Source organism: Rhizobium sp. GR12 (assembly GCF_036596185.1).
Taxonomy (GTDB): domain Bacteria; phylum Pseudomonadota; class Alphaproteobacteria; order Rhizobiales; family Rhizobiaceae; genus Agrobacterium; species Agrobacterium nepotum.
This window is the reverse complement of sequence record NZ_JASXTH010000017.1, coordinates 52993-77047: the sequence shown is the minus strand read 5'-3', so window position 1 is coordinate 77047 and position 24055 is coordinate 52993. Positions and strand designations below refer to the sequence as shown.

Annotated in this window: 19 protein-coding genes and 1 tRNA gene; 17 read left to right on the top strand and 3 right to left on the bottom strand. The window is 56.1% G+C overall.

Annotation, left to right across the window (positions count from 1 at the left end):
* Positions 1–69: 69 nt before the first annotated feature.
* From QSK43_RS23985 to QSK43_RS23970, 4 genes are all read left to right on the top strand, one after another.
* Positions 70–963 carry a DMT family transporter gene (locus QSK43_RS23985; RefSeq protein ID WP_332305568.1) on the top strand — a complete coding sequence of 298 codons (894 nt, stop codon included), beginning with the start codon at positions 70–72 and terminating at the stop codon, positions 961–963.
* A gap of 81 nt (positions 964–1044) precedes the next feature.
* Positions 1045–2247 carry an acyltransferase family protein gene (locus QSK43_RS23980; protein ID WP_332305567.1) on the top strand — a complete coding sequence of 401 codons (1203 nt, stop codon included), beginning with the start codon at positions 1045–1047 and terminating at the stop codon, positions 2245–2247.
* 57 nt (positions 2248–2304) lie between these two features.
* Positions 2305–3720, top strand: a complete 1416-nt coding sequence (gene uppV / locus QSK43_RS23975) for a Wzx-type polysaccharide biosynthesis protein UppV (RefSeq protein ID WP_332305566.1) — start codon at positions 2305–2307, stop codon at positions 3718–3720.
* Positions 3721–3728: 8 nt separating this feature from the next.
* Positions 3729–5000, top strand: a complete 1272-nt coding sequence (locus QSK43_RS23970) for a GNAT family N-acetyltransferase (RefSeq protein ID WP_332305565.1) — start codon at positions 3729–3731, stop codon at positions 4998–5000.
* Positions 5001–5065: 65 nt separating this feature from the next.
* Here QSK43_RS23970 and uppQ read toward each other — a convergent pair whose 3' ends face one another.
* Entirely contained in the window at positions 5066–5707 is a 642-nt protein-coding gene (uppQ, locus tag QSK43_RS23965; RefSeq protein ID WP_332305564.1) for a polysaccharide biosynthesis GNAT family N-acetyltransferase UppQ, read from the bottom strand.
* Between the two features lie 296 nt (positions 5708–6003).
* On the opposite strand from uppQ, the gene QSK43_RS23960 reads away from it, so the two are divergent.
* Positions 6004–6088, top strand: a tRNA-Leu gene (locus QSK43_RS23960).
* Positions 6089–6355: 267 nt separating this feature from the next.
* On the top strand, positions 6356–6871 hold the full coding sequence (locus tag QSK43_RS23955) for a disulfide bond formation protein B (RefSeq protein ID WP_332305563.1): 516 nt from the start codon (positions 6356–6358) through the stop codon (positions 6869–6871).
* A gap of 30 nt (positions 6872–6901) precedes the next feature.
* On the opposite strand, the gene QSK43_RS23950 is transcribed toward QSK43_RS23955, so the two are convergent.
* Complete coding sequence (locus QSK43_RS23950; protein WP_045017452.1) at positions 6902–7459, bottom strand: HNH endonuclease; 558 nt, start codon at positions 7457–7459, stop codon at positions 6902–6904.
* A 67-nt stretch (positions 7460–7526) separates the two neighbouring features.
* Positions 7527–7925: a hypothetical protein gene (locus QSK43_RS23945; protein WP_332305562.1), complete on the bottom strand. Its 399-nt coding sequence runs from the start codon at positions 7923–7925 to the stop codon at positions 7527–7529.
* Positions 7926–8181: 256 nt separating this feature from the next.
* On the opposite strand from QSK43_RS23945, the gene QSK43_RS23940 reads away from it, so the two are divergent.
* The 11 genes from QSK43_RS23940 (at position 8182) to QSK43_RS23890 (ending at position 24051) form a co-directional block, all read left to right on the top strand.
* A complete protein-coding gene (locus QSK43_RS23940; RefSeq protein WP_332305561.1) occupies positions 8182–8787 on the top strand; it encodes a transglutaminase-like cysteine peptidase in 606 nt (201 codons plus the stop codon).
* A gap of 233 nt (positions 8788–9020) precedes the next feature.
* On the top strand, positions 9021–9812 hold the full coding sequence (locus QSK43_RS23935; RefSeq protein ID WP_332305560.1) for a metallophosphoesterase family protein: 792 nt from the start codon (positions 9021–9023) through the stop codon (positions 9810–9812).
* A gap of 266 nt (positions 9813–10078) precedes the next feature.
* Positions 10079–10975 (top strand): hypothetical protein, encoded by an 897-nt coding sequence (locus tag QSK43_RS23930; protein WP_332305559.1) that lies wholly within the window; start codon positions 10079–10081, stop codon positions 10973–10975.
* A 126-nt stretch (positions 10976–11101) separates the two neighbouring features.
* Positions 11102–13363, top strand: a complete 2262-nt coding sequence (locus QSK43_RS23925) for a polysaccharide biosynthesis tyrosine autokinase (protein ID WP_332305558.1) — start codon at positions 11102–11104, stop codon at positions 13361–13363.
* The gene (locus QSK43_RS23920; RefSeq protein ID WP_332305557.1) at positions 13356–14039 is read left to right on the top strand and encodes a hypothetical protein; all 684 of its coding nucleotides are present in this window, start codon (positions 13356–13358) and stop codon (positions 14037–14039) included. The genes QSK43_RS23925 and QSK43_RS23920 overlap by 8 nt, the downstream gene beginning before the upstream one ends.
* An 81-nt stretch (positions 14040–14120) precedes the next feature.
* Positions 14121–15668 carry an O-antigen ligase family protein gene (locus QSK43_RS23915; protein WP_332305600.1) on the top strand — a complete coding sequence of 516 codons (1548 nt, stop codon included), beginning with the start codon at positions 14121–14123 and terminating at the stop codon, positions 15666–15668.
* 300 nt (positions 15669–15968) lie between these two features.
* Positions 15969–18944: a DUF4838 domain-containing protein gene (locus QSK43_RS23910; protein ID WP_332305556.1), complete on the top strand. Its 2976-nt coding sequence runs from the start codon at positions 15969–15971 to the stop codon at positions 18942–18944.
* 192 nt (positions 18945–19136) lie between these two features.
* A complete protein-coding gene (locus QSK43_RS23905) occupies positions 19137–20354 on the top strand; it encodes a hypothetical protein (protein ID WP_332305555.1) in 1218 nt (405 codons plus the stop codon).
* Positions 20355–20537: 183 nt separating this feature from the next.
* Positions 20538–21548, top strand: coding sequence for a polysaccharide pyruvyl transferase family protein (locus tag QSK43_RS23900; RefSeq protein ID WP_332305554.1), 1011 nt, complete (start codon positions 20538–20540; stop codon positions 21546–21548).
* Positions 21549–21562: 14 nt separating this feature from the next.
* Positions 21563–23020 carry a flippase gene (locus tag QSK43_RS23895; RefSeq protein ID WP_332305553.1) on the top strand — a complete coding sequence of 486 codons (1458 nt, stop codon included), beginning with the start codon at positions 21563–21565 and terminating at the stop codon, positions 23018–23020.
* A 176-nt stretch (positions 23021–23196) separates the two neighbouring features.
* Positions 23197–24051, top strand: coding sequence for a glycosyltransferase family 2 protein (locus QSK43_RS23890; RefSeq protein WP_332305599.1), 855 nt, complete (start codon positions 23197–23199; stop codon positions 24049–24051).
* Positions 24052–24055 lie beyond the last annotated feature (4 nt).

The window sequence follows — 24055 nt, the reverse complement described above, 5'->3', positions numbered from 1 at the left end:
GATCATTCGTGTTGACTGGTATCGGCACTTTCCATATGGGAGCCGGATCATCTTGCGGAAACTGCTTCCATGTCCCCTCGCGATCTCGCCGCCTATATCTTTCTTGCGCTCGCGTGGGGGGTATCTTTCCTGCTGCTTCTGCATGTCGTAGCCGCCTTCGGCTGGATCGGCGCAGTCACGCTTCGCTCGCTCATAACCGCTGTCGCCCTCTTCCTCATCGCACGGGCGGCGCGCCGGAAACTGGCGTTTTCCGCCGGCTGGGGCGCTTTCGCAATCGTCGGCGCAACCACGGTCGCCGGGCAACTGATCGGCCTCTCCTACGCAACACCGCAGATCGGCACCGCGATGGCCGCCATATTGGTGGCGACCATTCCGCTGTTTTCCATGCTCATCTCGCAGATATGGGGTCTGGAACGCCTGACGCGGCAGGGCATTGCCGGTCTCGTCATCGGCTTTGCCGGCATAGTCCTGCTTGTCGGCTTTCCGGCCGTTCCCGTCACGACCGGTTTCATCATCGGCTGTGCCGCCGCTGTCGCCGCCTGCATCTGCGCTGCCTATGGCAGCAACTTTGCGAGCCTCCACCTGAAGGGGGTAGGCTCCTGGGAAATCACCATCGGCTCCTTCCTGACGGGCGGCCTGATGACACTGCCGCTTCTTCTTGCCGTGCCGTTGCCCGGTACGCCTGGTCTCGTCGACTACGGTTATCTTCTGGTGCAGGCGATTGTCATGAGCGGTCTTACCTACATCACCTATTTCAAGCTGGTCTCCTCGATCGGCGCGACCAAGGCGATCAGCGTTGAGTTCGCCGTCACCGTCGTGGCAGTACTTGTCGGCGCCCTGGTGCTCGACGAACCCCTGTCGCTTCCCCAGCTCTTCGGCGCCGGCATCATCATTTTGGGCTGCGCACTGGTGCTCGATCTCCTGCCCAAGAAGAAAGCGCCGCCCACGCCCTCAGGCGCATGAAGGGTTTGTTAGCGTTTTCCACCAATAGTCGTGTCGATCGTTACGGATCAGGCGGGATCGCGTTTGCAGCGCGAGGGGAAAATGCAACCGGAAAAACCAGGCTATGAGCATTATTGGGACCCCTTGCGGGCGCTCCTCATGCTGCTCGGCATTCCCTATCACGCGTCCCTGCTTTATAGCCACGCCCTTGCCTGGGACATCAAGGATTTTGAGACCAGCCCGATCCTGACCACGCTCGGCGCAGCACTCGCCACCTTCCGCATGCCGGCATTTTTTCTGGTGGCCGGGTATTTTTCCACCATGGTCATCGGCAGGAAGGGCAAGATGCCCTGGCTCAGGCAGCGCTTCCTTCGCCTTGGCGTCCCCTTCATTGTCGCCATGCTTTTGCTCGGGCCGTTGCAACTTTTCCTGCTGCGACTGGCGGGTGTTGCCAAAGGCGATATTCCCGCTGACCGTCTGATGCAGGATCTGCCGGATTTGCTGCTGCCGAGCGAGCAATGGATCATGCATCTGTGGTTCCTGCCCGCCCTCATCGCTTACTCGGTCCTGCTTGCCGGCCTGCTGTTTCTGGCAGGGCATCCGCCATTGGCATATGCAAGTGACTGGTTCGACAGGATGCGGGCTCGATATCCCACCGCGTTTTTGGCAGCACTCTGCACCTTTCCGGTTTTATGGGAGTTGATGATCTACGGTTCGGGCCTGCTTGCGGGAAAAAGCGGGAGCGGCCTTTTTCTTCTCTATGAACGCGCCTCCGATCCCTATGCGCGCTATGTACCCTTCTTCCTCATCGGAGCCTTGCTTCACCGCGACCGGGTTCTCTTTGACCGCTTTCGCCAGACGGGCATTCTCACGGGCGTCGTCACGTTCGGCGCAATCGCGGCAGCGGTGACGCTGCGATTGCAAAATCCCTTTTCGAACTCGGCCCTGCTGGTGCTGGTTTCGACAATCGCGGCAGTGGCGGCAAGCCGCCTGCTGATCGACCTCGCCTACCGCTTTTTCGACAGGCCAAGCCGGTTTGTCGGACGAATGACGGACGCCTCCTTCAGCATCTACCTGTTCCACCACCCGCTGATTTATGCCTTCGGCACGCTCTTCATCCTGATCTCGTTGCCGCCGGTCTTCGAATTCGCCATCATCGTCGCGGCCACCACTGGAACAGCCTATATGCTACATCGGGCGATACGCCGAAGCCCGCTTGCCCTTTTTCTTTTCAATGGCATCCGCAAACCACGGCCGGCGTCCGATATCGGTACACAGACCCCCGCCTCCCAAACCCTTCGTTAAGGATAAGGCGCTTACACTCCGGCTGCCCACTCAACTGGAAATCATGGCGTGTGGATCATGGCTATCCTCAATACCGCGGAAAAAGCCCTACCCGCAGGTCTGCGCGCGAAACTGTCGCCGCTGCGAGCGAAAATCGATGTCGCCGTTTCCGCCAGTGACGATGTCTCCCGGACCCAGCGCATGGCGCTTGTCGCCTTCGCGGTCCGCATCATCAGCGCCGGCATCGCCTTCATCTCCCAGATCATTCTTGCCCGCCTGATGGGCGAATTCGAATACGGCCTGTTCGCCTTTGTCTGGGTTCTGGTGATCCTGTTCGGCAATTTATCCTGCCTCGGCTTCCACACCACCGTCATCCGCTTTTTACCCGGCTACCGTCTGGAGGATGCCCATGACAAGATCATGGGACTGACCTCGACGGCGCGCGTCTTCGCCATGCTTTCGGCAAGCACACTCGCGCTTTGCGGTTTCGTTTTCCTCTATTTCTTCGGCGAGCATATCGCCGCCTATTACCTCATCCCTGTTTCACTGGCGCTTTTCACCCTGCCGATGGTGGCGCTGGGCGATGTGCTGAACGGCACCGCGCGCGCCAACGGCTGGGCGATCTCCGCGCTCAGCCCCACCTATATCATTCGCCCGGTGCTGATCCTGCTGTTCATGCTGGCGGCACTTGGTCTCGGCGCGGAAAAAACCGCGACGACGGCGATGCTCGCGGCCCTTTTGGCCACCTATGTCACCACGCTTTTCCACTTCGTGTTCATGAACCGTCGGCTCAACCAGCATTTCCGCAGCGTCGCCCGCAAGGTTCATTTCCGCCCATGGATACGGTTCGCCTTTCCGATGTTCCTGATCGACGGCATCGGTTTTCTGATGACCAATTCCGATGTGGTGATCGTCGGCCTTTATTTGCCGCCGGATCAGGTCGGCATCTATTTCGCCGCGGCGAAAACCATCGTGCTGATGCAATTCGTGTTTTTCTCCGTGCAGGCGGCGGCGGCGCCACGTCTCGCCGCCCTGATTTCCGCCGATGACCGGCAGGGGCTCGCCAGTTTCGCCAGCCAGGCCGCGCGCTGGGCCTTCTGGCCATCGCTGGCCGTGGGCAGCCTCGTGCTTCTGGCAGGCCCCTTCCTGCTGTCGCTGTTCGGTCCCGGCTTCGTTCAGGGTTACAAGCTGATGTTCTTCCTTTTCGCCGGCTTTCTCGCAAAAGCGGTGATCGGTCCGGGAGAGACGCTGCTGAATATGGCCGGCAAACAGAAATTGTGCGTGGCGCTCTATATTATCATCTTCGGTTGCAACATTGTGCTCAACATGGCGCTGATTCCGGTCTATGGTCTGGCTGGAGCTGCGGCAGCAGTTGCAATAGCCATGTGCATAGAAGCTGTGCTATTGCATATTGCCATTCGCCGCACACTCGGGATCGTCCTTTTTGCCTTCAACGATCCCCGGGCGGGTCAAGACACTCGGAAGGCGGTGTAACGATAAGCATGTCCAGCGACCCAAAGAATCCGGATTTTCAGGACCCGCGCATCGCTGCGCTGATGGCGTCGGCGGAGCGTGACCGCCCCGTGGCCGACAGCAGCCGGCGCGTGGGACGCGACGGCCGCGAATTCTGCGTCTATCCAGGCCGGCTCGGCTACGACATGCAGGAAGAACTCGACTTCCTGTCCAACCGCGTGATGGAGGCGAATGTCTTTTTCACCGGTCGGCTTCTTGCGCCCGCAATGCCGCGTATCGAAGACAAATCCGTCCGCTTCGCCCTTATTCGCGACGAGAATGGCGCCAGAAGCCGCATGCGCTTCCTGATGCCCTTTACCGTGGAAAAGCCGGGCTTTTCCATCGGACCCTCGATTATTCGCGGTTGGGCCAATCCATTTGGCCCGCTCGGCACACCGCTGGTCGATACCGAGGGTGCGGCAGAGACGCTCGACAATCTTTTCGATGCGCTTGCCGACCGGGAAATGCGCTTGCCGAATGTTCTGGTGCTGCCAGATGTGCGGCTTGAGGGGCCTTTTGCCCGCATGTTTAAAGCCATTGCGCTTAGCCGCAACCTGCCGGTGACGACGACGGGCAATTATCAGCGGCCGATGCTGGAAAGCCTTCTGGACGGCGAGGCCTATCTGCGAAGTTCACTCGCGCCGCACCATCTGCGGGAAATGCGCCGGCAGTGGCGGCAGCTCGAAAAACTCGGGCCCCTCTCCTATACCGTTACCCGGCAGCCGAAGGACATACGCTACCGCATGGAGGAATTCCTGGCGCTGGAGGCGAGCGGCTGGAAAGGCCGCAAACGCAGCGCGCTGGTCAACGACCGTTATCGCGCCGCCTTTGCCCGCGAGGCGATCACCAACCTGGCCGAGGCGGATGCGGTGCGCATCCACACCATCGATCTCAACGGCAGCGCCATCGCCTCCATGATCGTCTTCATGACGGCCGGCGAGGCCTATACCTGGAAAACCGCCTTCGACGAAACCTATGCGCAATTTTCCCCCGGCAAGCTGCTGGTGCAGAAACTGACCGGCTGGCAGCTGGACGACGCCAATATTCTGCGCAGCGACAGCTGCGCCGTGCCCGATCACCCGATCATGAGCCGCTTTTGGCAGGAACGTCAGGAAATGGGCACGTTGGTCGTGGGGCTTGCACAGAACAGCGACCGGGACGTGCGGCAGGTTTCCACGCAGGTGGACATGTACCGCAACACCCGCAACCTCGCCCGCAGCCTGCGCCAGAAAATCCTCTCTTTCGGGCGCAAGAGCAGTTAATCCCGAAGGACGCCGCAGCATCCTTCGGTTTATATTATCTGACGATCGGCAGGGTTGATCCCGCGTCAGCGCGAGGCCGTCCGGATCATCTTGCACAATTGCGTCAGCGCCGCATCGTATCCGCCACCCAGAATATCGGCACAACGGCGGACGAGCTTGATCTGCTCGGTTCGCGACATGTCGTTATAGGCCTGTATGGCATTGCGCATAGCGCCGGGCGACACCGATCCCGGGTTGCCGGGATTATGCGGGTTGCCGGGGTTTCCCGGATTGCCAGGATTACCGGGCGAACCCGAACCGCCGATGCCGACCCCGACACCCAGGCCGAGACCGCTCGATCCGCCCACATTCGCATCGACATTGGCATTGATACCGTTGGAGCCGCCAACCGAAGCACCGACGCCCGCGTTGACACCGCTGGAACCGCCGACGGATGCGTTGACATCCGCATTGACCCCGTTGCTGCCGCCGACCGACGCGTTGACATCTGCGCCCAGCCCGCCGCCGCTCCTGCCGCCGACATCAGCACTGGCATTGACGCCACCGCTGCCGCCAACGGAAGCGTCGACACCGAGCCCGCCGCTGCCATTACCACCCACGCTGGCATTTACCCCATTCTCACCACCGATCCCGATATCCAGCGCGTGGGCGTTGACCGGTAAGATCAGGCAGGCAGACAACAATAAATTGCGAGAAAGCGCCCTCATAATTTCCTCCCTATGAGTTCTGGCTATTCCCGCCCCGCGTGGAAACTCCACACCGACATCATAATTCAATTGGCAATTGTGTATATAGTTATTTATTAGTGGAATCTAATATTACTTTAACGCGTAATCGCCGATGTACCGCTACGGGACGGTCAGACCCCCACCGCACCCTCATTTTCCGCCCCGAAAAGGCGCGGAATAGCGCCTGGAAACGCGCCTCATTTAAAAGGAAAAGTCAGCTTTGGGGTTGCACGCATGGTATTGGCCGTGATAGACGCCGTGGCATTACCACCGTTGCCCCAATGGCGGAATTGGTAGACGCGCCGCACTCAAAATGCGGTTCCGAGAGGAGTGCTGGTTCGATCCCGGCTTGGGGTACCATTTCCAAAACCGCATTGATTTTCTTCGTTTTATCCGGGTCTTTCCAAAAGACCCGTCAATTGTTTCTTGGTCGCCAAAACGCTCACGAAACTTTGCTCATCCGCGCCCCGAATATTACCAGGCTTTCATTTGCCAGACGCAATGGACTGGATTAGACGCATCCTGTGACACACCGTTGAGACTGGCGACTTAATTTCGCCATCACGCCCGCCTTTTTGAAAGCCCGTCCGGGATATCTGCTTCTTCGCGAAGTTTGGGGAAAACATCATGGCCACTGCAACAACCGCCGACAATAGCCGCACGCTCGCCGCTCTTGGCGTAACGGCGGGAATGATCTTCACCGTCGGCTCTGCCCTCGGTTTCCAGCATATTGGCGGTTATACGCCCTGCGCATTGTGCCTCTTGCAGCGCGATCCCTATTATTACGCCATTCCGCTGGGCATTTTGGCCATTGCGACCAGCATCTTCAAGCTGCCGGTTCAGATCACGCGGCTGCTTCTCGCCCTCATCGGCGTGGCGATGCTGATCGGCGCCGGGCTCGGCGTCTATCACTCCGGTGTTGAGTGGGGTTTCTGGGCAGGGCCGATCACCTGCGCCACCGGCGCCCCGTCCATCACCACCAATGCCGGTGACCTGCTTGGCAATCTGAACGCCATCAAGGCTCCCTCCTGCAACGACGCTGCACTTCGGGTGCTCGGCCTTTCCTTCGCGGGCTGGAACGTCATTGCAAGCATCGCGCTTGCAGTCGTCGCCTTTTTCGGCGCAAGCCGTAAAAACCGGTAAGCGGAAAGCCGCGTTGCAGTTCTTAAAAGATCAGGGCTGCAGCTCGGTATCCCAGTAGAGATAATCCATCCAGCTTTCGTGCAGATAATTGGGCGGGAACAGCCGTCCGTTATTGTGCAAATCCTGAACCGTCGGCTGGAAGGGCTTCTGCGCCGGGAACATGCCCGCCTGCTTGGGAAGCTTGCTGCCTTTTCTCAGATTACAGGGAGAGCACGCCGCCACGACATTATGCCACGTGGTTTCGCCGCCATGCGCGCGGGGAATCACATGATCGAAGGTCAGGTCGTCCCGCGAGCTGCAATACTGGCATTCGAACTTGTCCCGAAGGAAAACGTTGAAGCGGGTGAAGGCGGGATTGCGGGTGGGCTGCACGTAAGTCTTGAGGCTGACGACGCTCGGCAGCCGCATGGAAAAGCTGGGGGACGACACCGCATGATCATATTCTGCAATGATGTTCACACGGTCAAGAAAAACAGCCTTGATCGCGTCCTGCCAGGACCATAACGACAAGGGATAATAACTCAGCGGCCTGTAATCCGCGTTCAGAACGAGCGCCGGCAGGGCCTGTGGTGAAACTGCAATCGTCAAGGGCTTCTCCTGAGCGATTCGGCATCTGCACTTGTATATTAGGTCCGTTGTTACAGGATTGTGAAGCCTATAAATGCAGCGGAGAAGAGCTTAATTTTTCGGCGTAAAAAACGTCTTTTTTGCGTTCTGAACCATCAGGCGGCGGGGCGACCGCTCCGTTGATGCGCAACAGCGGCGTCGCGTTGATTCGGCCGCCGCCGGGCGTGGAAATCATTCTGACGCTCGACGTGATATCGGTGATATGATCATCGCGACGAATGATTGAAAAAGAGAAGGCGAAACGGCCATGGTGTTGCGCAGGCATCAGGAGGCGACTTTGCGGGGCGGCCTGGCAGCCGGCGCTTTTGCCATCATGATGAGTGTGGCCGCCTCTGCCCCTGCCCAGCAATATCAAAATTTCGAAGTCACGCCGGATGGCCGTGGCGGCGCGCAAGGAACGATCGGCGGGCGCAATTTCGAAGTCCAACGCAATTACGAACGACCGCCCGCAAGCCGCCGCGCCTCACCCGATACCCGGCGCGAGCTCCAACGCCCTCTCCCGCAACAGACTTGCATCATCGACGCCGAGGGCCGAACCCGCTGCAGGTGAGTGCAAGCACGGCATTATGGTGCCGCGATAAAATTAGCTTTCGTTAAAAAGCAATCTATCGACTTAAACGGCCCGCAACAAAGGGTCCGTATGTTCCCTACACAAGAGAAGACAACTGTGCGAGGGCAAAGACATGACGAAGAGACAAATCCGTCTGGCAAAGACTTTGGCAGTTGCCGTCAGTGTGGTGGCAAGCATCGCGACGACGACATCGGCTGCTCCGCTTGCTGGCCTTGCGCAGAACCCTGCGGCATCGCGCCCCGGCCTGTTCATGACGACAAGCCGCCCCACCATCGCACCCATTGCCTTTACGAAATTTTGCGACAGCGCCGCCGACCAATGCGTCCGAATTGGCGATCGCGACACCATCGAGCTGACGAAACAGACGCGCGCGGAACTCCAGCGCATCAACGCCGAGATCAATACGTCGATAAGCTATGTCAGCGAATCGACCGGCGAAGACGAATGGAAGCTAAGCCCGGCAAAGGGCGACTGTGACGACTATGCGGTGACCAAGCGGCAACGCCTTCTGCGCGCCGGCTGGCCCTCGGGCGCGCTGCGCATCGCCACGGCACGCACTTCAACGGGCATAGGCCACGCCGTTCTGGTCGTCAGCACGAGCCAGGGTGACCTCGTGCTGGACAACCGCACCAATGTCGTCAAGCCGTGGAAAGCGGTCGATCTGAAATGGATCAAGATCCAGTCGCACGAAAATCCGCGTGTCTGGCTGAAACTCTAGGTCCACAGGACCGTATCCTTTGAACATCAAAGAGGACGTTCTGTTCCTCTTCAACCGACCCATCGTGCTTTGCGAAAATCGACGCCGGTTTTCGCCGTCACCCTCCGTGAACACGTTGTCCGACAGGGCTTCGGCGGATGCAGCAAGCGTTGTCTCAACTCTGCCTCAACGGGCGACGCAGCCGCCGCTTTCAACGCCCTTGACCTTGTGCGGGAGAGACAGTATCGGCATCTATGCCCAAAGTGCTCAACTGGATTCGCGGTCGTAAACAACCAGTCCTCCGCGACGACCGGAGACGGCGCAGAATAGACCTTGGCGAAAAATCGCCATCTTTTCCGATCTACGCCATTGGCGACGTGCACGGCAGCCTCGATCTGCTTTTGCAGGCAGAGCAGAAAATCCTTGCTGATCTGGCGAGAAATCCGTCTCCCGCTCTGGTTATTCTCCTGGGCGACTATGTCGATCGCGGACGTGATTCCTGCGGCGTTCTCGAGCATCTGTTGCAACCGCCGCCAGCGCCCCTGCGTCGTATCGCACTTTGTGGCAATCACGAGCAACTCTTCAGCGATTTCCTTGAAAATCCGCAAGACAACATGCACTGGCTGGATTTCGGCGGCCGCCAGACGCTTCTGTCCTATGGGGTGGATATAGATTATTTCCTGCACAAGGGCCGCCTGCGGCTTCAGCCGTTGAAAGATGCACTGATCGGCGCTATCCCACAGACGCACCGTCAACTGTTATCCAACCTGCCAATCTACGCCCGCATCGGACCTTACATTTTCGTACATGCCGGCTTCAGACCGGGGTTGCCGCTCGAAGCACAGACCGATGAAGACATGCTGTGGATCAGGGAACCCTTCCTGTCACAAGGAGCCGGCCTTGATCTCCTCGTCATCCACGGCCATACGCCGGTAGCGGCACCCGAAAGCGGTCCGCAACGCATCGGCATCGACACCGGCGCTTTTACGACGGGCAGACTAACGGTTTTGAGAATTATAGATTCAGAAATTATGATACTTGCATAATAGACGGCCTAACCTGCGGTAAACGTGTAACTTCGCGCCCGGCTGATAGCATTCCGGCGCAAATTTGCTGTGCCCTGGTCTCAAGGCGAAAAATCCTCGCGACCTGCCGTTAAGAATACCGAGAAGTTCCGCTCACGAGGCAATTTTAACACTTGATCGTTTGTTTTGACTGTGCGATTTAAAGGTACACTTTAAGATGTTGAATAAACTTAGTTCGACATTGCACATATTTAAAATTCGTATTTTTAAAATTTTGGAGACTTGTCATGTCCCGCCTTCCTTATGGCTCGACTCTTTCTAGTGTCATGTTGACTACAAGCCTGTGCCTTTTTTCAGGAATCGCCAACGCTCAAGGAGTCGAACCGGCTCCGCCAGTTGCACCGCAGCAAATAACCCCGGCTCAGATCGTCACACCCGGTTCGCCCGTCAAGGCTGCCGACGAAACGGCAGCAGCGTTTCTTGCCCGTGTCAATGCCGCCAATCCTGAAACGGTTTCGCTTGCCGCAGCAGAGCTGTTCAAACAGTCTCCGACGCAAACAACGATCAAGGACCTGATCGTCCTTGCGTCAAATACGGATGCGGCAGCGGCAGACATGACCGGAAGAGTGACGAGCGGATTTCCCATCATCGCCGTTTCCACAAGCGCAGCGCAGTTCTCCGAACAGGTTTCCGCTCTGGTACTAAGCGATTCAAGCCAGCTATCCATGATCGTCGCACTCGCGCAGAAGGTTGCCAACAAGGACTTTTCGGAAGTTGTCGGCGAAGGCCTGGCACTGGCCTATTCTACAGCGATGCAGAGGGGCGACAGCATACTCGCGGCCGCCATCCAGTTGCAGACGAAGGGTACCGGCGTACCCTCCGATCTTCTCATCGCCTTTAGCGAAAACATCGAGGGAACGGCGGCCGGTCCGGCCGCACCTGCAGCTGCCGCCGCGGCGGCATCGCCGATCGGTGGTGCCGGTTCCACGCCTGCCAGCGCCAACAGCATAGGTGGAGGCACGGGTGCGTCTGAAGGCACTGCACAGGCCGGTGGCGGCGCCGCACCAACTGGAGGTGGCGGTAGCGGTGGCGGAACGTCTTCAACCGGTACCCCGGGCATTTCGCTGTTCTTTTCGGTTTCAACCGGCAGCACCAGCACCCCAACCAGCACAAGTCCAATTTGAGCTTAGCTTTGCAGGGCCACCCTTGCGAGGGTGGCAGCCACCTGCCCTGCGGCGCAACCGGAAGTCAGCGGGTGCCACATCCACCGAAATGAGCGAGGCTGAAAGTTGTTGCAAAGGCATGATCCCTTGACGGCGGCCGATTACGATAAAGGCAAGTTTACGGACGACCTTATCGATATCGAAACCGCTCTTGCAACGATCCGCCGGCAGTGGCGCATCGTCCTCGCAGCCATCGCGGTCGCCGGTGCAATCGGGCTGACCTATACGGTGACGGCAGTTCCGATCTATTCAGCGAAGGCAACCTTGCTGATCGACCGCAACAACAGCCAGATCGTCGAGCAGCTTTCGGCGATTGGCGGCGTCGTAGAGGACGAGGCCTCCATTCTCAGCCAGGTCGAGGTCCTGCAATCGGAAACCATCGGGCTTGCCGTCGTTGACAGTCTAAACCTGGTGGAAAATCAGGAATTCGGAGCAAAGCGCGCTTCGCTTTTAAGCTCGATATTCGACACCGTCCGTTCGATCATCAATGTTTCGCAATGGTTTTCACCGGAGAAAGAGGCGGTCGTTGATGACAAGACCCTTAAAAGGGCCTTGTCGGACCGGCTGCTGGACAACCTCTCCGTCACCCGTATCGGCCGCACTTACGCGCTCGAACTGACCTACAACTCGACATCGCCTACTCTTGCCGCCCAGGTCGTCAACGCCGTAGCATCCGCCTATCTGGTGGACAAGCTGAACTCCAAATACGAGGCAACGAAACGCGCGAGCGACTGGCTGTCCGACCGTATAGCGGAGTTGCGCCAGAGGGCGCTCGATACCGATTTTGCGGTGCAGAAATTTCGTGCCGAACACAATTTGATCACGACCGGAACTAATGGCCTGCTATCCGATCAGCAACTCGCCGAGTCTAATAGCGCACTGATTCTGGCGCAGTCGGAAACAGCCCGGGCGCAAGCACGCCTGAAGCGTATCGAATATATTCTCGCTACCGACGATGTCGATGCTGTCGTCACGGACATTCTCGACAGTTCGGTCGCAAACGATCTGCGCAAGAAATATCTCGAGTCCTCGAAGCTCGAAGCTGGAATCACCAGCCGTCTCGGCAGCAACCATGTTCAGGCGGTGCGTCTGCGCAACGAAATGCAGGAATACCGCCGGCTGATGTTCCAGGAAGTCCGCCGGATCGCGCAAAGTTACAAAAGCGATCTGGAGGTCTCGGAGGCGAAGGAAAAATCACTTCGGGAGAGCGTCGCCAAGGCCACCGACGTGACCAATTCGGCCAGCCAGACGCAGGTTCAGCTTCGCGAATTGCAGCGCGAAGCCGAGACCTATAAGAACATGTATCAAACCTTTCTGCAGCGTTACCAGGAGGCGATGCAGCAGCAATCCTTCCCGGTGACGGAAGCGCGCGTAATTTCCAAGGCAATGCCTCCTGAGAATCCGAGCAAACCAAACAAACCGCTGGTTTTGGCCCTGTTCATGTTCCTGGGAGCCGTTGCCGGTGGCGGCGCTGCCGCGTTCCGTGAATTCCGAGACCGGTTTTTCCGCACCGGCGAGCAGGTCCGCGATGTTCTCGGACTCGAATTTCTGGGTAACACCCCCCTCATTCATAACAAATCTTCCACAGACGTCCTGCCGAATGAAAAGGAGGGCGATTCGACCGCGACACGCCCTTCCAGTATCGGCCGCTACGCCGTCGACCACCCGCTATCCTCCTTCGCAGAGACGCTGCGCAGTACCCGGCTTGCCATAGATCTAGGCATTCCCGCAAAAACCGGCGCGCGGGTGGTGGGTGTCGTATCTGCCTTGCCGGGTGAGGGAAAATCGACGATCTCCATCAATCTGGCGCAACTTCTGGCAGGACAGGGAGCAAGAGTATTGCTGCTTGATGCCGATATTCGCAATCCGGGTGCCACGCGCGCTTTGGCGCGTCACGCCGGTGAAGGCCTGCTTGAAGTGCTGATGGAGGGCCGCAATATGCGGGATGTGCTGGTGCACGACGAAAAGACGCGGCTGGTGTTCCTGCCCACGGCCGTCAAGCAGCGCGTACCGCATTCCTCCGAGTTATTGACGTCGGCACAGATGCATAAATTGCTGGCCGAGGCGAGCGGCGCTTTTGACTATATTATCGTAGATTTGCCGCCACTCGGGCCGGTCATCGACGCCCGCGCCATGGCTGGACGGATCGATGGTTTTATCTTCGTTACCGAATGGGGCAAAACCGCCCGCAAGGCGGTGCGAAACACCATCGAAAACGAAGTCCATATTCGCAAGAAGTGCCTTGGCGTCATCCTCAACAAGGTCGATACGGAAAAACTGAAGCTGTACCGAGCTTACGGCTCGAGTGAATATTATCATTCGCGCTACACGCGATATTATCATGACTAGACAGAGCCGTGTGAGAGCCCTGCGTAAAATCGCTAAGGTTGCGCCGGTTCTCATCATTTCCCTGTTCGTTTTATCCGTCGCAGCAGAGGCTTTTTCCGCAACACGGCGTTTTTCCGATATTGTTGCGATGGCGAAGATTGCCGACGCAAAAAACGGCCTGGCACCCAATGTCCTGACAAAGACCGTCGAGAGACTTCGGCCCGTCGTCGAAGAAAAAATCTGCCGCTCGGATATCGTCAAGGCCGGACTGCGGCTCGTTCTTGCCGACCTCGATGCAAACGGCAAGGATCAGGCCCTCGAGGACGGAGCGAAGCGTCTTGGCTTTGCCGAGACCTATATTCGTCACGCTCTGTTTTGTCTTCCTGCCAACGGCGACGTGTGGTTGCGCCTTGCCATGGTTCGTTCCCTGCGGAACGCCTCACCCATGGAAATCGCCGTGTTGATGAATCTTTCCCACCATTACGGTCCGTCCGACGCCAACCTGATACGTGGACGCTTCGTGATGTGGCAGCAATTTCCACAAGACGTATTACCTCAGGCAAAGGGGTCCCGTGAAGCGGACACAGCAATCGTCTGCAGCAAAGGGGGTGATGCCCTGCGCTGGACCTTGACTAAGGTCTGCCCGCAGAAGCCGCCGGCGGAGCATAAAACAACCAAAGCCGCTCGCCTCCCCTGAAGAAAAGACGGCGGCGTGGCCAAGCTCCGCCTCTACGCTGCTGACATCACCAAAACAAACGCTTCCGCAAAGCTAAAATCCATGCCGCCTATCGAAACCCGATCAGAACCATTGCCTTCCCGTCCAGCGCGACCAATCGCGCTTCAATATTACTTCAGAGTGGCTGTTACGGTCGCGTTCTGGGCGATTTTCCTGTTCGCGCTTCTCAATCGCGGTGCGACAGAGATCGAAAGCCGCATCGTCATCACGCTTGGAATTTATCTCTTGCTGGTGCCTGCCATCCTTGTGTTGGGGCCGCCCCGGGCCGGTGCCGGTAAGGCGCTGGCAGCTGCGTGCATCTTGCTGGGAGCGCTTATCGTCCAGATGCGGCTACAGTCATTGTCGTTGCCGGGCATCGCCACCCCCAATCCCGCCTGGTCCGTCGCCACAATGTTCACACAGACGGCACCAGCCGCCACGACGTCCCTCACACCGGCAGACGATCGGCTCGGCCTGCTTAGCGCTGCCCTGCCCTTCGGCACCTTCATAACCGGCCTTGTGATTTTCGATACCAGCGAGCGCGCCGGAAGAGCGTTGCGATGGCTCGCAATCGGCGGCGGCTGGCTCGCACTATGGTCGATCGTGCAGTTCCAGTTTTTCCCCGAAACGCTGGGCCTTATTCAGAAACGCTTCTATCTTGAGAGCCTGACTGGCCTGTTCATCAATCGCAATACGGCCGCGACTTTTTTCGGCCTCATCCTGCTTACACTCCTTGCGCTGCTGCATAAAAGGCTCCTGGCGCCGAACTGGGAAATGGTCAGGGCTCTGGTGGCAAATCGCCTGACCGTGCCGGATAAACAGAAGCGCCTCATCCGCAGCGCCGCCTTCGTCGGTATGCTCACCGCCTTTTGCTTCATCGCATTGATGCTGACCGGATCGCGCGCGGGGATTATGTCGAGTTTTGCGGCGCTGCTTTTCCTCATCCTTCTCACCGTATTCAATTCCCCACCCAGAACCGGGCGCAATGCGGCTCCCTTACGGGACAAATCGGGCGGATCGAAACGGCTGGCAGTGACCATGCTTATCATTGCCGTTGGCCTGTTCTCGCTTTTCGCTAATCGGGTGGCACTTCGCATGGAAACGCGATTGGAGGACGACCTGCGCTTCTGCTACATGCCGGGCATCATGCGCGCCATCACCGATAATTGGCCGTGGGGATCAGGTCTCGCGAGCTTTGCGGAAACATATGCTTCCTATCATGCGCCGCAATGCGGGGTGAACGCCGTTGTCACCCATGCACATAATGTCTATGCCGAGGGCTTGCTGACGCTCGGCATCGCATTCCCGTTTTACGCGGCTTTTTTTGTACTCACCCAAGTGGCCATTTTTATTTACGGAGCGCGCAAACGCAAAACCTATCGCTACGCCTCCCATCTCGGCCTTGCCGGGCTGCTGCTTGTCGCACTGCATTCGACACTTGATTTTTCGCTGCAGATTCCCGGCTTCGCTATGACCTACGCCATATTTATCGCACCCATTGTCACGTTGTGTCTGCATCCTCCGGGAACAGAACGGTATGGACGACGGCGGAGCCCAACTGCAAACGTTCCCACAATGTCGCCCCCGACCAGTCAGGACGAGCCGGCATAGACTCTGTTTCGACAGCCTTAGAGCCGGGAGCAGGTGTTCAGGTCGGGAGGAGCTTCCCCACCGACCGGAACTCACGGCATGAGTTTACGCTCGCGATTACGTTTTCGATGGATTAAAGTTGAGACGATGTTACCTTCCTATAGTTGTATGTTAAGCGAAAACAAATTCTATTTTTGATCAAAAATCGTACTTTCAAGCATACGTACGAACATAAAGAGCGAGAATCGAAATATTACTCATGCCTATCGCTCGATGTGAAATACATTTAAAATTTATTTAAATATAATTTAAGGAATAACGATGAAAGGGCTTATTCGACCAATTGTTGCTTGCCTTTTCGCGGCGCTCAATTTTCTTCCTGTTTCCGCTTTTACCCAACAGCACGAACTCGTGAAAAACGGCTTCTTCGCAGGCAATGTCCCCCCATGGTGGTCGCAAGGCGCAGGTATACGCGCCCGCAAAGTGAGTGGACGCGAATCCGTCGCCGTGCCATCCGGTATGGTAGTACAAGAGAAAATCGGCGTGTCGGGCAACCGCAACTATCGCCTCTCGATAGAGGTCCTTGGCGAGGCTACGCAACCTGGTACGATTTATGTACAGATGAGCTTTCGTGGCCCAGGCGTCACCGATGAGTGGCAAGGACCTTCGAGCGTCACGGTAGACGGCCGCAAGATCGGACATTGCACCGCAGCTCCAGTTTTACGAACTGAGAAAGCAGCCCTCGTTACGGGTGGCGGCGCGGCCAAATGGCAGTCGCATGCCATCACTTTTACCGTGCCGCCCAAAGCGGATCAGATGATTCTTTATCTTCGAAAAGCTCCGTGCACTCCAGGTACAGCAGCGTTCACCGGCATTTCCGTTGTGGAGACGGAAGAGCCGGCAACCTCCGCCGCCCAGGCCGCCCGCCCGATACTCGCGGCCGAGTGGTTTCCATCACCTGCGGATCCGGCATCCAATGCCGAACTCTTGAAAAACCAGCTTACTCGTCCCGCTCCGCCGGATGGGCGCCATCGGCTGGCGATAGCGGGGGAAATGAAGATGCGTGTGCATGTCGGCCGCGATGAAGACGTGATGACTCTTCAGGCTGCCGCCGATCTCTCGGTTTTTTCCGCGAAGGTGGCGGGCGCGGTAGGCCCCACACAGCTATCTGTAGATGAGGCTGTCGCACAGCCGCCGCTGCTCGTTGTCGGCCGTCTTAACGCGTTCGCGCGCAAGGCATTCACCGAGGCCGATTTTGACGAACTAGGGGACGATGGCTTCATTATACGCTCGTTTGGCCCCCACATCCTGATTGCCGGACGTACACCGCGCGGAACCATGTATGGCGTCAACTGGTTCCTTGATCGTAAGCTCGGAATTCGGTGGTTGGCGCCCGACGTGACACACCTTCCGCTGACGCCGAACATAACACTGCCACCTCAACAGGAGCGACAGGTTCCGCGTTTTGACTTTCGCGAGGTGCTCAGCGTTGAGGCTCAGGACAAGGCATGGCGTCAGCGCAACCTGATGAGCGGCGAATCTCACGGGCCTTCTTCTCAACCGTCACCGCCAGCGCTCGATAGCTGGAATAGAGACTGGGCAAGCAAGGGCATCATCGCCAATTTCTATCAATTGTTACCGCCCGCGATCTACAAGCCAAGTCATCCGGAGTGGTACGCCGGTGGCCAACTGGCAATGATGAATGAGGAGATGCGCGCGGAGATGGCCCGCGTGGTTATCGGGCGACTACGCTTGTTACCAGACTACCGGAGTATCTGGTTCGCCATTCACGATATGGATTGGGGCTGGGATATGGATGCCGAGAGCAAGGCGTTCGCCAATCGCCATGGCGGGCACGCTTCGGCGCCCCGGCTGGATATGATGATCGACGTCGCCCGACGTGTCCGCACCGAACTACCCGGCGCTCGCCTCGCCTTCAACGCCTATCACTGGAGTTTCACACCACCGGAAGGCATGACCGTACCGGATCACATCCTCGTTTATCCGATGACGATCCACGTCAATTATCGCGACGCACTAAACGGCCCCGCTAACGCTACCCTGGGCGAGGATATTGCCGGCTGGAATAAGATTGCCCGCAATGTTCTCATTTGGGATCACATCACAAATTTTGCCGGCTTCATTCAGCCTACTCCGAACATCTTTCCGCTCGGTAGATCGATTCAGTGGCTCGCCTCACTGAAACATGTCGGAGGATACATGGGGGAAGGTAGCTTCGACACACCGGGCGCTGAATTTTCCAGCCTCAGGGCATGGATGATTGCTCGCCTGCTGTGGGAACCGGGACAGGATATCGAGGCGTTGGTGCGCGAATTCTGCGAGACGTATTACGGTCCTGCGGCCCCAGCCATCCTCGAATACATCCGTTTCTACCATGACAAGATCAACCGCACCGATGATATTCTGGCAGAAAAGACAACGGTCGACATGCGTATGTTTGATGCGGAATTTGTCAAGCGGGCTGACGGGCTGTTCGACAAAGCCGAGGCGTCTGTCCGGGGAACTCGCTATGAAGCACGGGTGCAGACGGCCCGCATACCGGTGGACTACGTGATCCTGTTGCGCCGGAATGAATATTCGGCCTTGCGAGACCAGATCGGCTTCGACGTGAACATGAGCAAGGATCAACGCTCTCACAGGTTTTGGAAAGCGATCTCGCAAGCCGGCGTGAAGGAATATATTCAAGGTGACAAGATCGAAGCTCTGGCCTCCCTTCTGGCCATCGAGAGGCGAGCGCCCCAAAAGCCGGATATCGCCGCAGATGGAGTCGACTGGAAAGACATACAGGATATCTCATTCCAACGCTTCGCCGGCGGGAAAAGCGCGATCGTAGCCGATCCCCTCGCCTCTGACGGGGCAGCGATCGCTCTTGATCGAAGCAAACCGGGCTGGAATACGCAGTTGAAGTTTGACAAATTACCCAAATCCGGAAAATGGTGGCTCTATGCCGCCATTCGCGTGGGCGGCACGATGAAAAATGAGAAGGTCGCCAATCTCGGAGCTGCACCGCCGATGAGTTGTTTTGATACGATCGGGGGCGACCAGCTGATTGCAGATAAGTATTTTTGGTTCCAGGTGCCAGGAGGGCCTTTTTCATACACGGCCGACCACGCTCACAGTATTTACCTTGCACCGTTGAGCGGGCCTGAAGGATCCAAGGTTTTGATCGACAGGATAGTTGCATTATCCCGCCCGTGGCAGGAGCCTACCGTTGCGCTACCTGGCAAAAAAACACCGCACGTCACAATAGCCTCCACACAGAAATGCCAACGTTAATACAATAGACTCACATAACGCAATATTATTAAATTGTGAAAAACAATATAAATCAGCGCATAAGGAATAAATTATTATTAATTGGCCTGTTAAGTACTGTCTATACTAAAAAAATACCGCCATACTCCAAATTTAATTGGGTAAACCGATTTTTCTCAGAGCGATGCGCCCCATTTTTAAAGGAATACATGGGTGAATACCACCTACCGTCGGCCTTGGTCGTTGCCGCAAAGGGAAACACGCAATACGATTCCCACGCGGCGGATGGGCCTCCTGGAGATAATTCTGATCGCTGGCCTGCTTTTAATGCCACTCCAGGTCGTGAGGTTGTCAATTGCGCAGCCCGCCCATCTCTGGGTATTGATCGCGTTTGCGATGATGTTGTTCTACGATCGACCAAGGGTGTCGGCAGCGGAACTGATCGCCTACACGGCCTTCATCTATTTCACGCTGGCACTAACCTTCATGCAAGACTACACGCGCATAAAGGAAATGGATCAGGTCATCAAATTCCTGCTTTTCTATCCTGCCTTTTATGTCGTGGGTAAATGGCTGGGATTGCGTTTTGGTGACCGCGCACTGCCACTTGGCTACAGCTTCCTATTTATATTCCTCATTTTTCAATACTCGGTGCAAGCGCTGCATTTACCGGTGATCTATGAGGAAATCAGCTTTGGACAGGGCGCATTGCATGGGACGTTTAGAGAGCGCAATTGGCTGGCGGTCTATTTTCTCCTGTTCTCCTATGTCCTGCTCATGCGGAATCGCAGCAACTGGGGGTTCTTGCTGTTCTTCGGCCTTAACGTGGCCGTCACGCTTCTGTCTGGTTCGAAGACGACGTTCGTCGCTGTTGGGATCGTCTTTCTCCTACAGTCAAGACTGCCTTTGTGGATAAGAATCCTGCCTGTCATCATCGGCGCAATGTTTTACCTGTCAATTTTTGCGGAAGAATTCACCGGCGATAGATTGGCAGTTAAACTTGAGGAAGAACGTGGGCTTGCGTTCACCGTTAGTCTCGATCTGTTACGAGCCAACCCGACAGGCTACGGCTTGGGGTTTGTGGAAGCGTTTTTCTCTAACACCTGGATCGTGGTAAAAGGGCTGGGAGAGGGCACAAACTCGGTGTTCTCCGTTCCGCTTGACCTCTGGATTATAGCTGGCCCGTTCGGCTTTGCTCTGTGGTTAGTGATCTTCGCCGGAGTAGGAAACTCCGCCACCAAGGTGTTGGCGCCGATTGCAGCGCTATCGCTGCTTAACCCGCTACACCAGTCCGAACTGGTCTATTTTTTCATGGGATTTTTGGTATCGCAGGATAGGTTTCTACGGCTTGCTCCCGTACGGGCAAGGCAAATCACTGAGCGATCGACACATCCGGAAGAGATGGTGCGGAAATTTGCGCAGCTACGATAAGTAAAATTTTCCTGGGTTTGGCTGACGTCTCGGAAACCGGCTCAGATCAGTTCTTCGAGGCAGATTTCACGCTAAATCATCGGCTGTAAATTTATCTGGCCAAAGCGATTTATTTCGCATATGCGAAAAGGAGTTTTTTTATTCATTGTTTCTCATAAATCTTTACAAAACGGATGATAAGCCATGTCGGCACCAATTCATAGTGAGATCCAAGCGCATGCTACTGTAATGCAGGATCTTAAATCCAAGCTCTCGACGATTAATGAATGTATTGGGGTTGGATCGAAGATTGCCTACATTGACTACCCCGCACATTTCAACACAGGCGACCTGCTGATTAACATTGGTATCGAAGCTTTTTTTTCAAAATACAATATCAATGTAATAAGTCGCTACGCAATCGGAGATCTCGGGAAATATTATTATGAATCTGACGAATTTATACTCGGAAGACGCATCTCCCAGCTCGACAAAGACGTCGCTGACGGTGCAATTTTGGCATTTCATGGAGGTGGGAGTTTTGGAGATGTCTGGCCGCATCACCAAAAGCTTCGTGAAGCACTGCTAGAGCGATATAGCGGCGTTAAAGCGATTGTATTTCCACAATCGATTCAGTTTGGCGATCGCAGAAAGTACGAAGAAGCAGCCGAAAAATTCAGCGGGCACAACAATCTGACATTATTCGTGCGAGACCAGGAATCGTTTGAATTTCTGGTTACAAGTGGCGTGTCGGGTGATGTATTGCCCGATATGGCCCATGAACTTTGGGAAAACGCGGAATTTTTCCCATTTCTTCATACTGGAGGGACTGGCGAACTCCAACAAGTACGTGTGGACTTGGAGGGGGACAATAATCCATCCATCGCAAGAGCTGGCTTCGATTGGGATGACACCCAATCTTCTCGAGACAGGGCTTTATACCAGATCTTTTGCGTCTGGCGGCGTCTAAATCCCCTTCCGCGATGGGTTCCCAGCTACAAGGCCTGGTACTTCCTGAGGAACGGGGTGATCAATAACGGTGTCGAACACTTTCAGAAGTTTGAAAGCGTCAGGACTGATCGTTTGCACGGCATGATTTTGTCATCATTGCTTTCAAAGCCAATATATTTCGACGATCGCAATAACAAATACAGGAAACTCCATCGATATCATTCCAAGTGGCTCTCAGGGTCGCCATTAGTCACATCCGCTTGAGCCCTGGAGGGACCATGAGCTCGAGACTAATAATTGGCCTTTCGGCCAACATAGCCGGTGGCCTCGTTCCGATGGCTGTTACGCTAATCGTCACACCATTCTACCTTCATCTGATCGGGTTGGAACGTTTCGGCATATTATCCCTTATATGGTTGTTACTTGGATATCTCGGCATTTTTGACTTTGGTTTCGGGCGAACGGTCGCCAGTGCGGTAGCGCGCGAAAATGACGAGCATCGGAGGGCCGATTTTTTTTGGACCGGGCTCGCACTTAGCACCGTCGGTGGTCTCGCCGGCGCGCTCGTGGCTTACGGCATCAGCCGCTTCTTCTTTGATCAGATTTTTTCCGTCAGCTCTGATCTAAGCGGCGAAATCAGGAAGGCGCTTCTGACGCTCGTGGCTATTTTGCCGCTCGTGACCATTTCGTCGGTGCTTACTGGGTATCTCCAGGGGCGAGAACAGTTCGGGAAACTAAATATCGCCCAGTCAGCAGGTACTATCCTGTTTCAGACCGCTCCACTACTGGCCGGATGGCTGATTTCTGTCGAACTTCCATGGCTCGCGGTGGGCGCGCTTCTTGGAAGGCTGGGGGGTCTTCTGCTGCTCTTCGCCTACTGTCTATCACAGTCAACAGAAGCGCGGATACCCCGTTTTAGTGCTGCCGATGTTCGCCCCATGCTCAGCTTCGGTGGCTGGACGATGGTGTCAGGCGTTATCAACCAACTCATGCTCACCATGGACAGGTTTGTTATCGGTGCCGTTTCGTCCTTGCATGCCGTTGCTATATACAGCCTGCCCTACAATGTGATCATCAGGGTCACGCTTATTCCATACAGCTGGTTCTCGGTATTATTTCCCCGCTTCGCAGCAGCCAAACATGATGAAGAAGCTCGGCAAATACTCGAATTCGGAAGCCGAGTGATGTTTCTTGCTGTCACCCCGATTACCGTGGGGGGCCTGGTGTTGCTTCAGCCCTTCCTGGACCTTTGGGTTGGTCGGGAAATTGCCGAACAGGCGGTCCCTCCGGGCACTATACTTATGGCCGGATTCTGGTTCTACGCAATGACATTCATGCCACTTGCGTTCTTTCAGTCACGCGGCAGGGCGGGCGTGCCAACCATTGCCTATACGATTGAGTTTATTGTTTTCGTTCCGCTTCTGTACTTCTCCGTCGCTCATGCTGGCGTAGTCGGTGCCGCTGGCGCGTGGGTTTTCCGTGCCCTTCTCGATGGGGTAATTCTTTACTGGGCTGCCGGCCGGGCGACAGTTTACTGGAAGAATCTTGGCCTCGTCCTGCCTTGCCTTCTACCCGTTTCGTTGTTTGAATTACTCGGGCGTGATCTGGAATATTATGGTGCTCTGAAATCCGTGTGCCTGATCTGGGTCTTTATTTATATGGTGTTGATCCTTTCATCCTCCGAGCGTGAAATGGTTGTGCAATTCATAAAATCCGCATGGCGAAAGGTTCGTTAATCAGGACCTTCGTCATTAAAGATATTCCGATATTTTTGGTGCAATGCAAAACTTCATCTTGCGATAGCGAAACAAATTGATAGACTACGGTTCAATTCATATTCGACTACTTTTTTATTTTTATATTATTTTAGAAAAATACATATTTGATAGGGTTACTTTTGAATATATCGCTTGTGACGTCCACAATGCATCGCCCCAGACAAATCGGCGAGCTTTTGGAATCCCTGAAGAACCAATCAATACCGGCCATCCAGATTATTGTTGTCGATCAGAGTTCCGATGACAGTACGGAGAAGGTCGTCAAGAGCTTTGAGGGCAGTCTTCCGGTCATTTACATCCGGGACAGCCGCAAAGGGCTTTCGCGTGGCCGGAACCTGGGGCTTGAGCACGTTACCGGCGATATCGTTGCCTTCCCTGACGACGACTGTATCTACCCAAAGGATACGTTGAAACGCGTGCATACAGCCTTCCTCGATGATGAGGAAATGGGCGTCTACACTGGTATGAGCATAACGCCGGCTGGCGAGCCTTCGCAGGGCCGCTGGGGCATGGTGCCGCATGTCATCAATCGTTTTAACATCTGGACCAGCCAAACCTCCTACACAACGTTCTACCGCTTGCCGACGCTAAACAAAGCGGGCCGGTTCAATGAACATCTGGGTGTTGGCTCCGGTACCGTCTGGGGCGCTGGCGAAGAAACGGAACTGTTGCTCCGCGCTCTGCGTAAGGGCGCAAAGGGTTTCTATGATCCGGCACTCCGCATCATGCATCCCGAACCACTGGCTATTTTCGACGAGGCGGCGATGAAGCGTGGGCGCCTTTACAACCGGGGTTTTGGGAGGGTTATGCGCATGGAGGCGTATCCGCTCTGGTTCGTAGCCTATCTGGCGGGGCGCCCGCTCGCTGGCGCTTTGGCAGCTCTTGCCAAAGGAAAGCTGGGGCAAGCGCGTTACCGCGCCTGCGCGTTTTACGAGCGCCTGCGCGGCTGGGCCGATAGCCCGAACCTGCACGAACGACACAATTACTAACTCC

Bases quoted from the DNA above. Each gene is read 5' to 3' on its own strand.
- QSK43_RS23985 (WP_332305568.1), top strand. From the start codon at position 70: ATGTCCCCTCGCGATCTCGCCGCCTATATCTTTCTTGCGCTCGCGTGG.
- QSK43_RS23980 (WP_332305567.1), top strand. From the start codon at position 1,045: ATGCAACCGGAAAAACCAGGCTATGAGCATTATTGGGACCCCTTGCGG.
- uppV (WP_332305566.1), top strand. From the start codon at position 2,305: ATGGCTATCCTCAATACCGCGGAAAAAGCCCTACCCGCAGGTCTGCGC.
- QSK43_RS23970 (WP_332305565.1), top strand. From the start codon at position 3,729: ATGTCCAGCGACCCAAAGAATCCGGATTTTCAGGACCCGCGCATCGCT.
- uppQ (WP_332305564.1), bottom strand. From the start codon at position 5,707: ATGAGGGCGCTTTCTCGCAATTTATTGTTGTCTGCCTGCCTGATCTTA.
- QSK43_RS23955 (WP_332305563.1), top strand. From the start codon at position 6,356: ATGGCCACTGCAACAACCGCCGACAATAGCCGCACGCTCGCCGCTCTT.
- QSK43_RS23940 (WP_332305561.1), top strand. From the start codon at position 8,182: ATGACGAAGAGACAAATCCGTCTGGCAAAGACTTTGGCAGTTGCCGTC.
- QSK43_RS23935 (WP_332305560.1), top strand. From the start codon at position 9,021: ATGCCCAAAGTGCTCAACTGGATTCGCGGTCGTAAACAACCAGTCCTC.
- QSK43_RS23930 (WP_332305559.1), top strand. From the start codon at position 10,079: ATGTCCCGCCTTCCTTATGGCTCGACTCTTTCTAGTGTCATGTTGACT.
- QSK43_RS23920 (WP_332305557.1), top strand. From the start codon at position 13,356: ATGACTAGACAGAGCCGTGTGAGAGCCCTGCGTAAAATCGCTAAGGTT.
- QSK43_RS23915 (WP_332305600.1), top strand. From the start codon at position 14,121: ATGCCGCCTATCGAAACCCGATCAGAACCATTGCCTTCCCGTCCAGCG.
- QSK43_RS23910 (WP_332305556.1), top strand. From the start codon at position 15,969: ATGAAAGGGCTTATTCGACCAATTGTTGCTTGCCTTTTCGCGGCGCTC.
- QSK43_RS23900 (WP_332305554.1), top strand. From the start codon at position 20,538: ATGTCGGCACCAATTCATAGTGAGATCCAAGCGCATGCTACTGTAATG.
- QSK43_RS23895 (WP_332305553.1), top strand. From the start codon at position 21,563: ATGAGCTCGAGACTAATAATTGGCCTTTCGGCCAACATAGCCGGTGGC.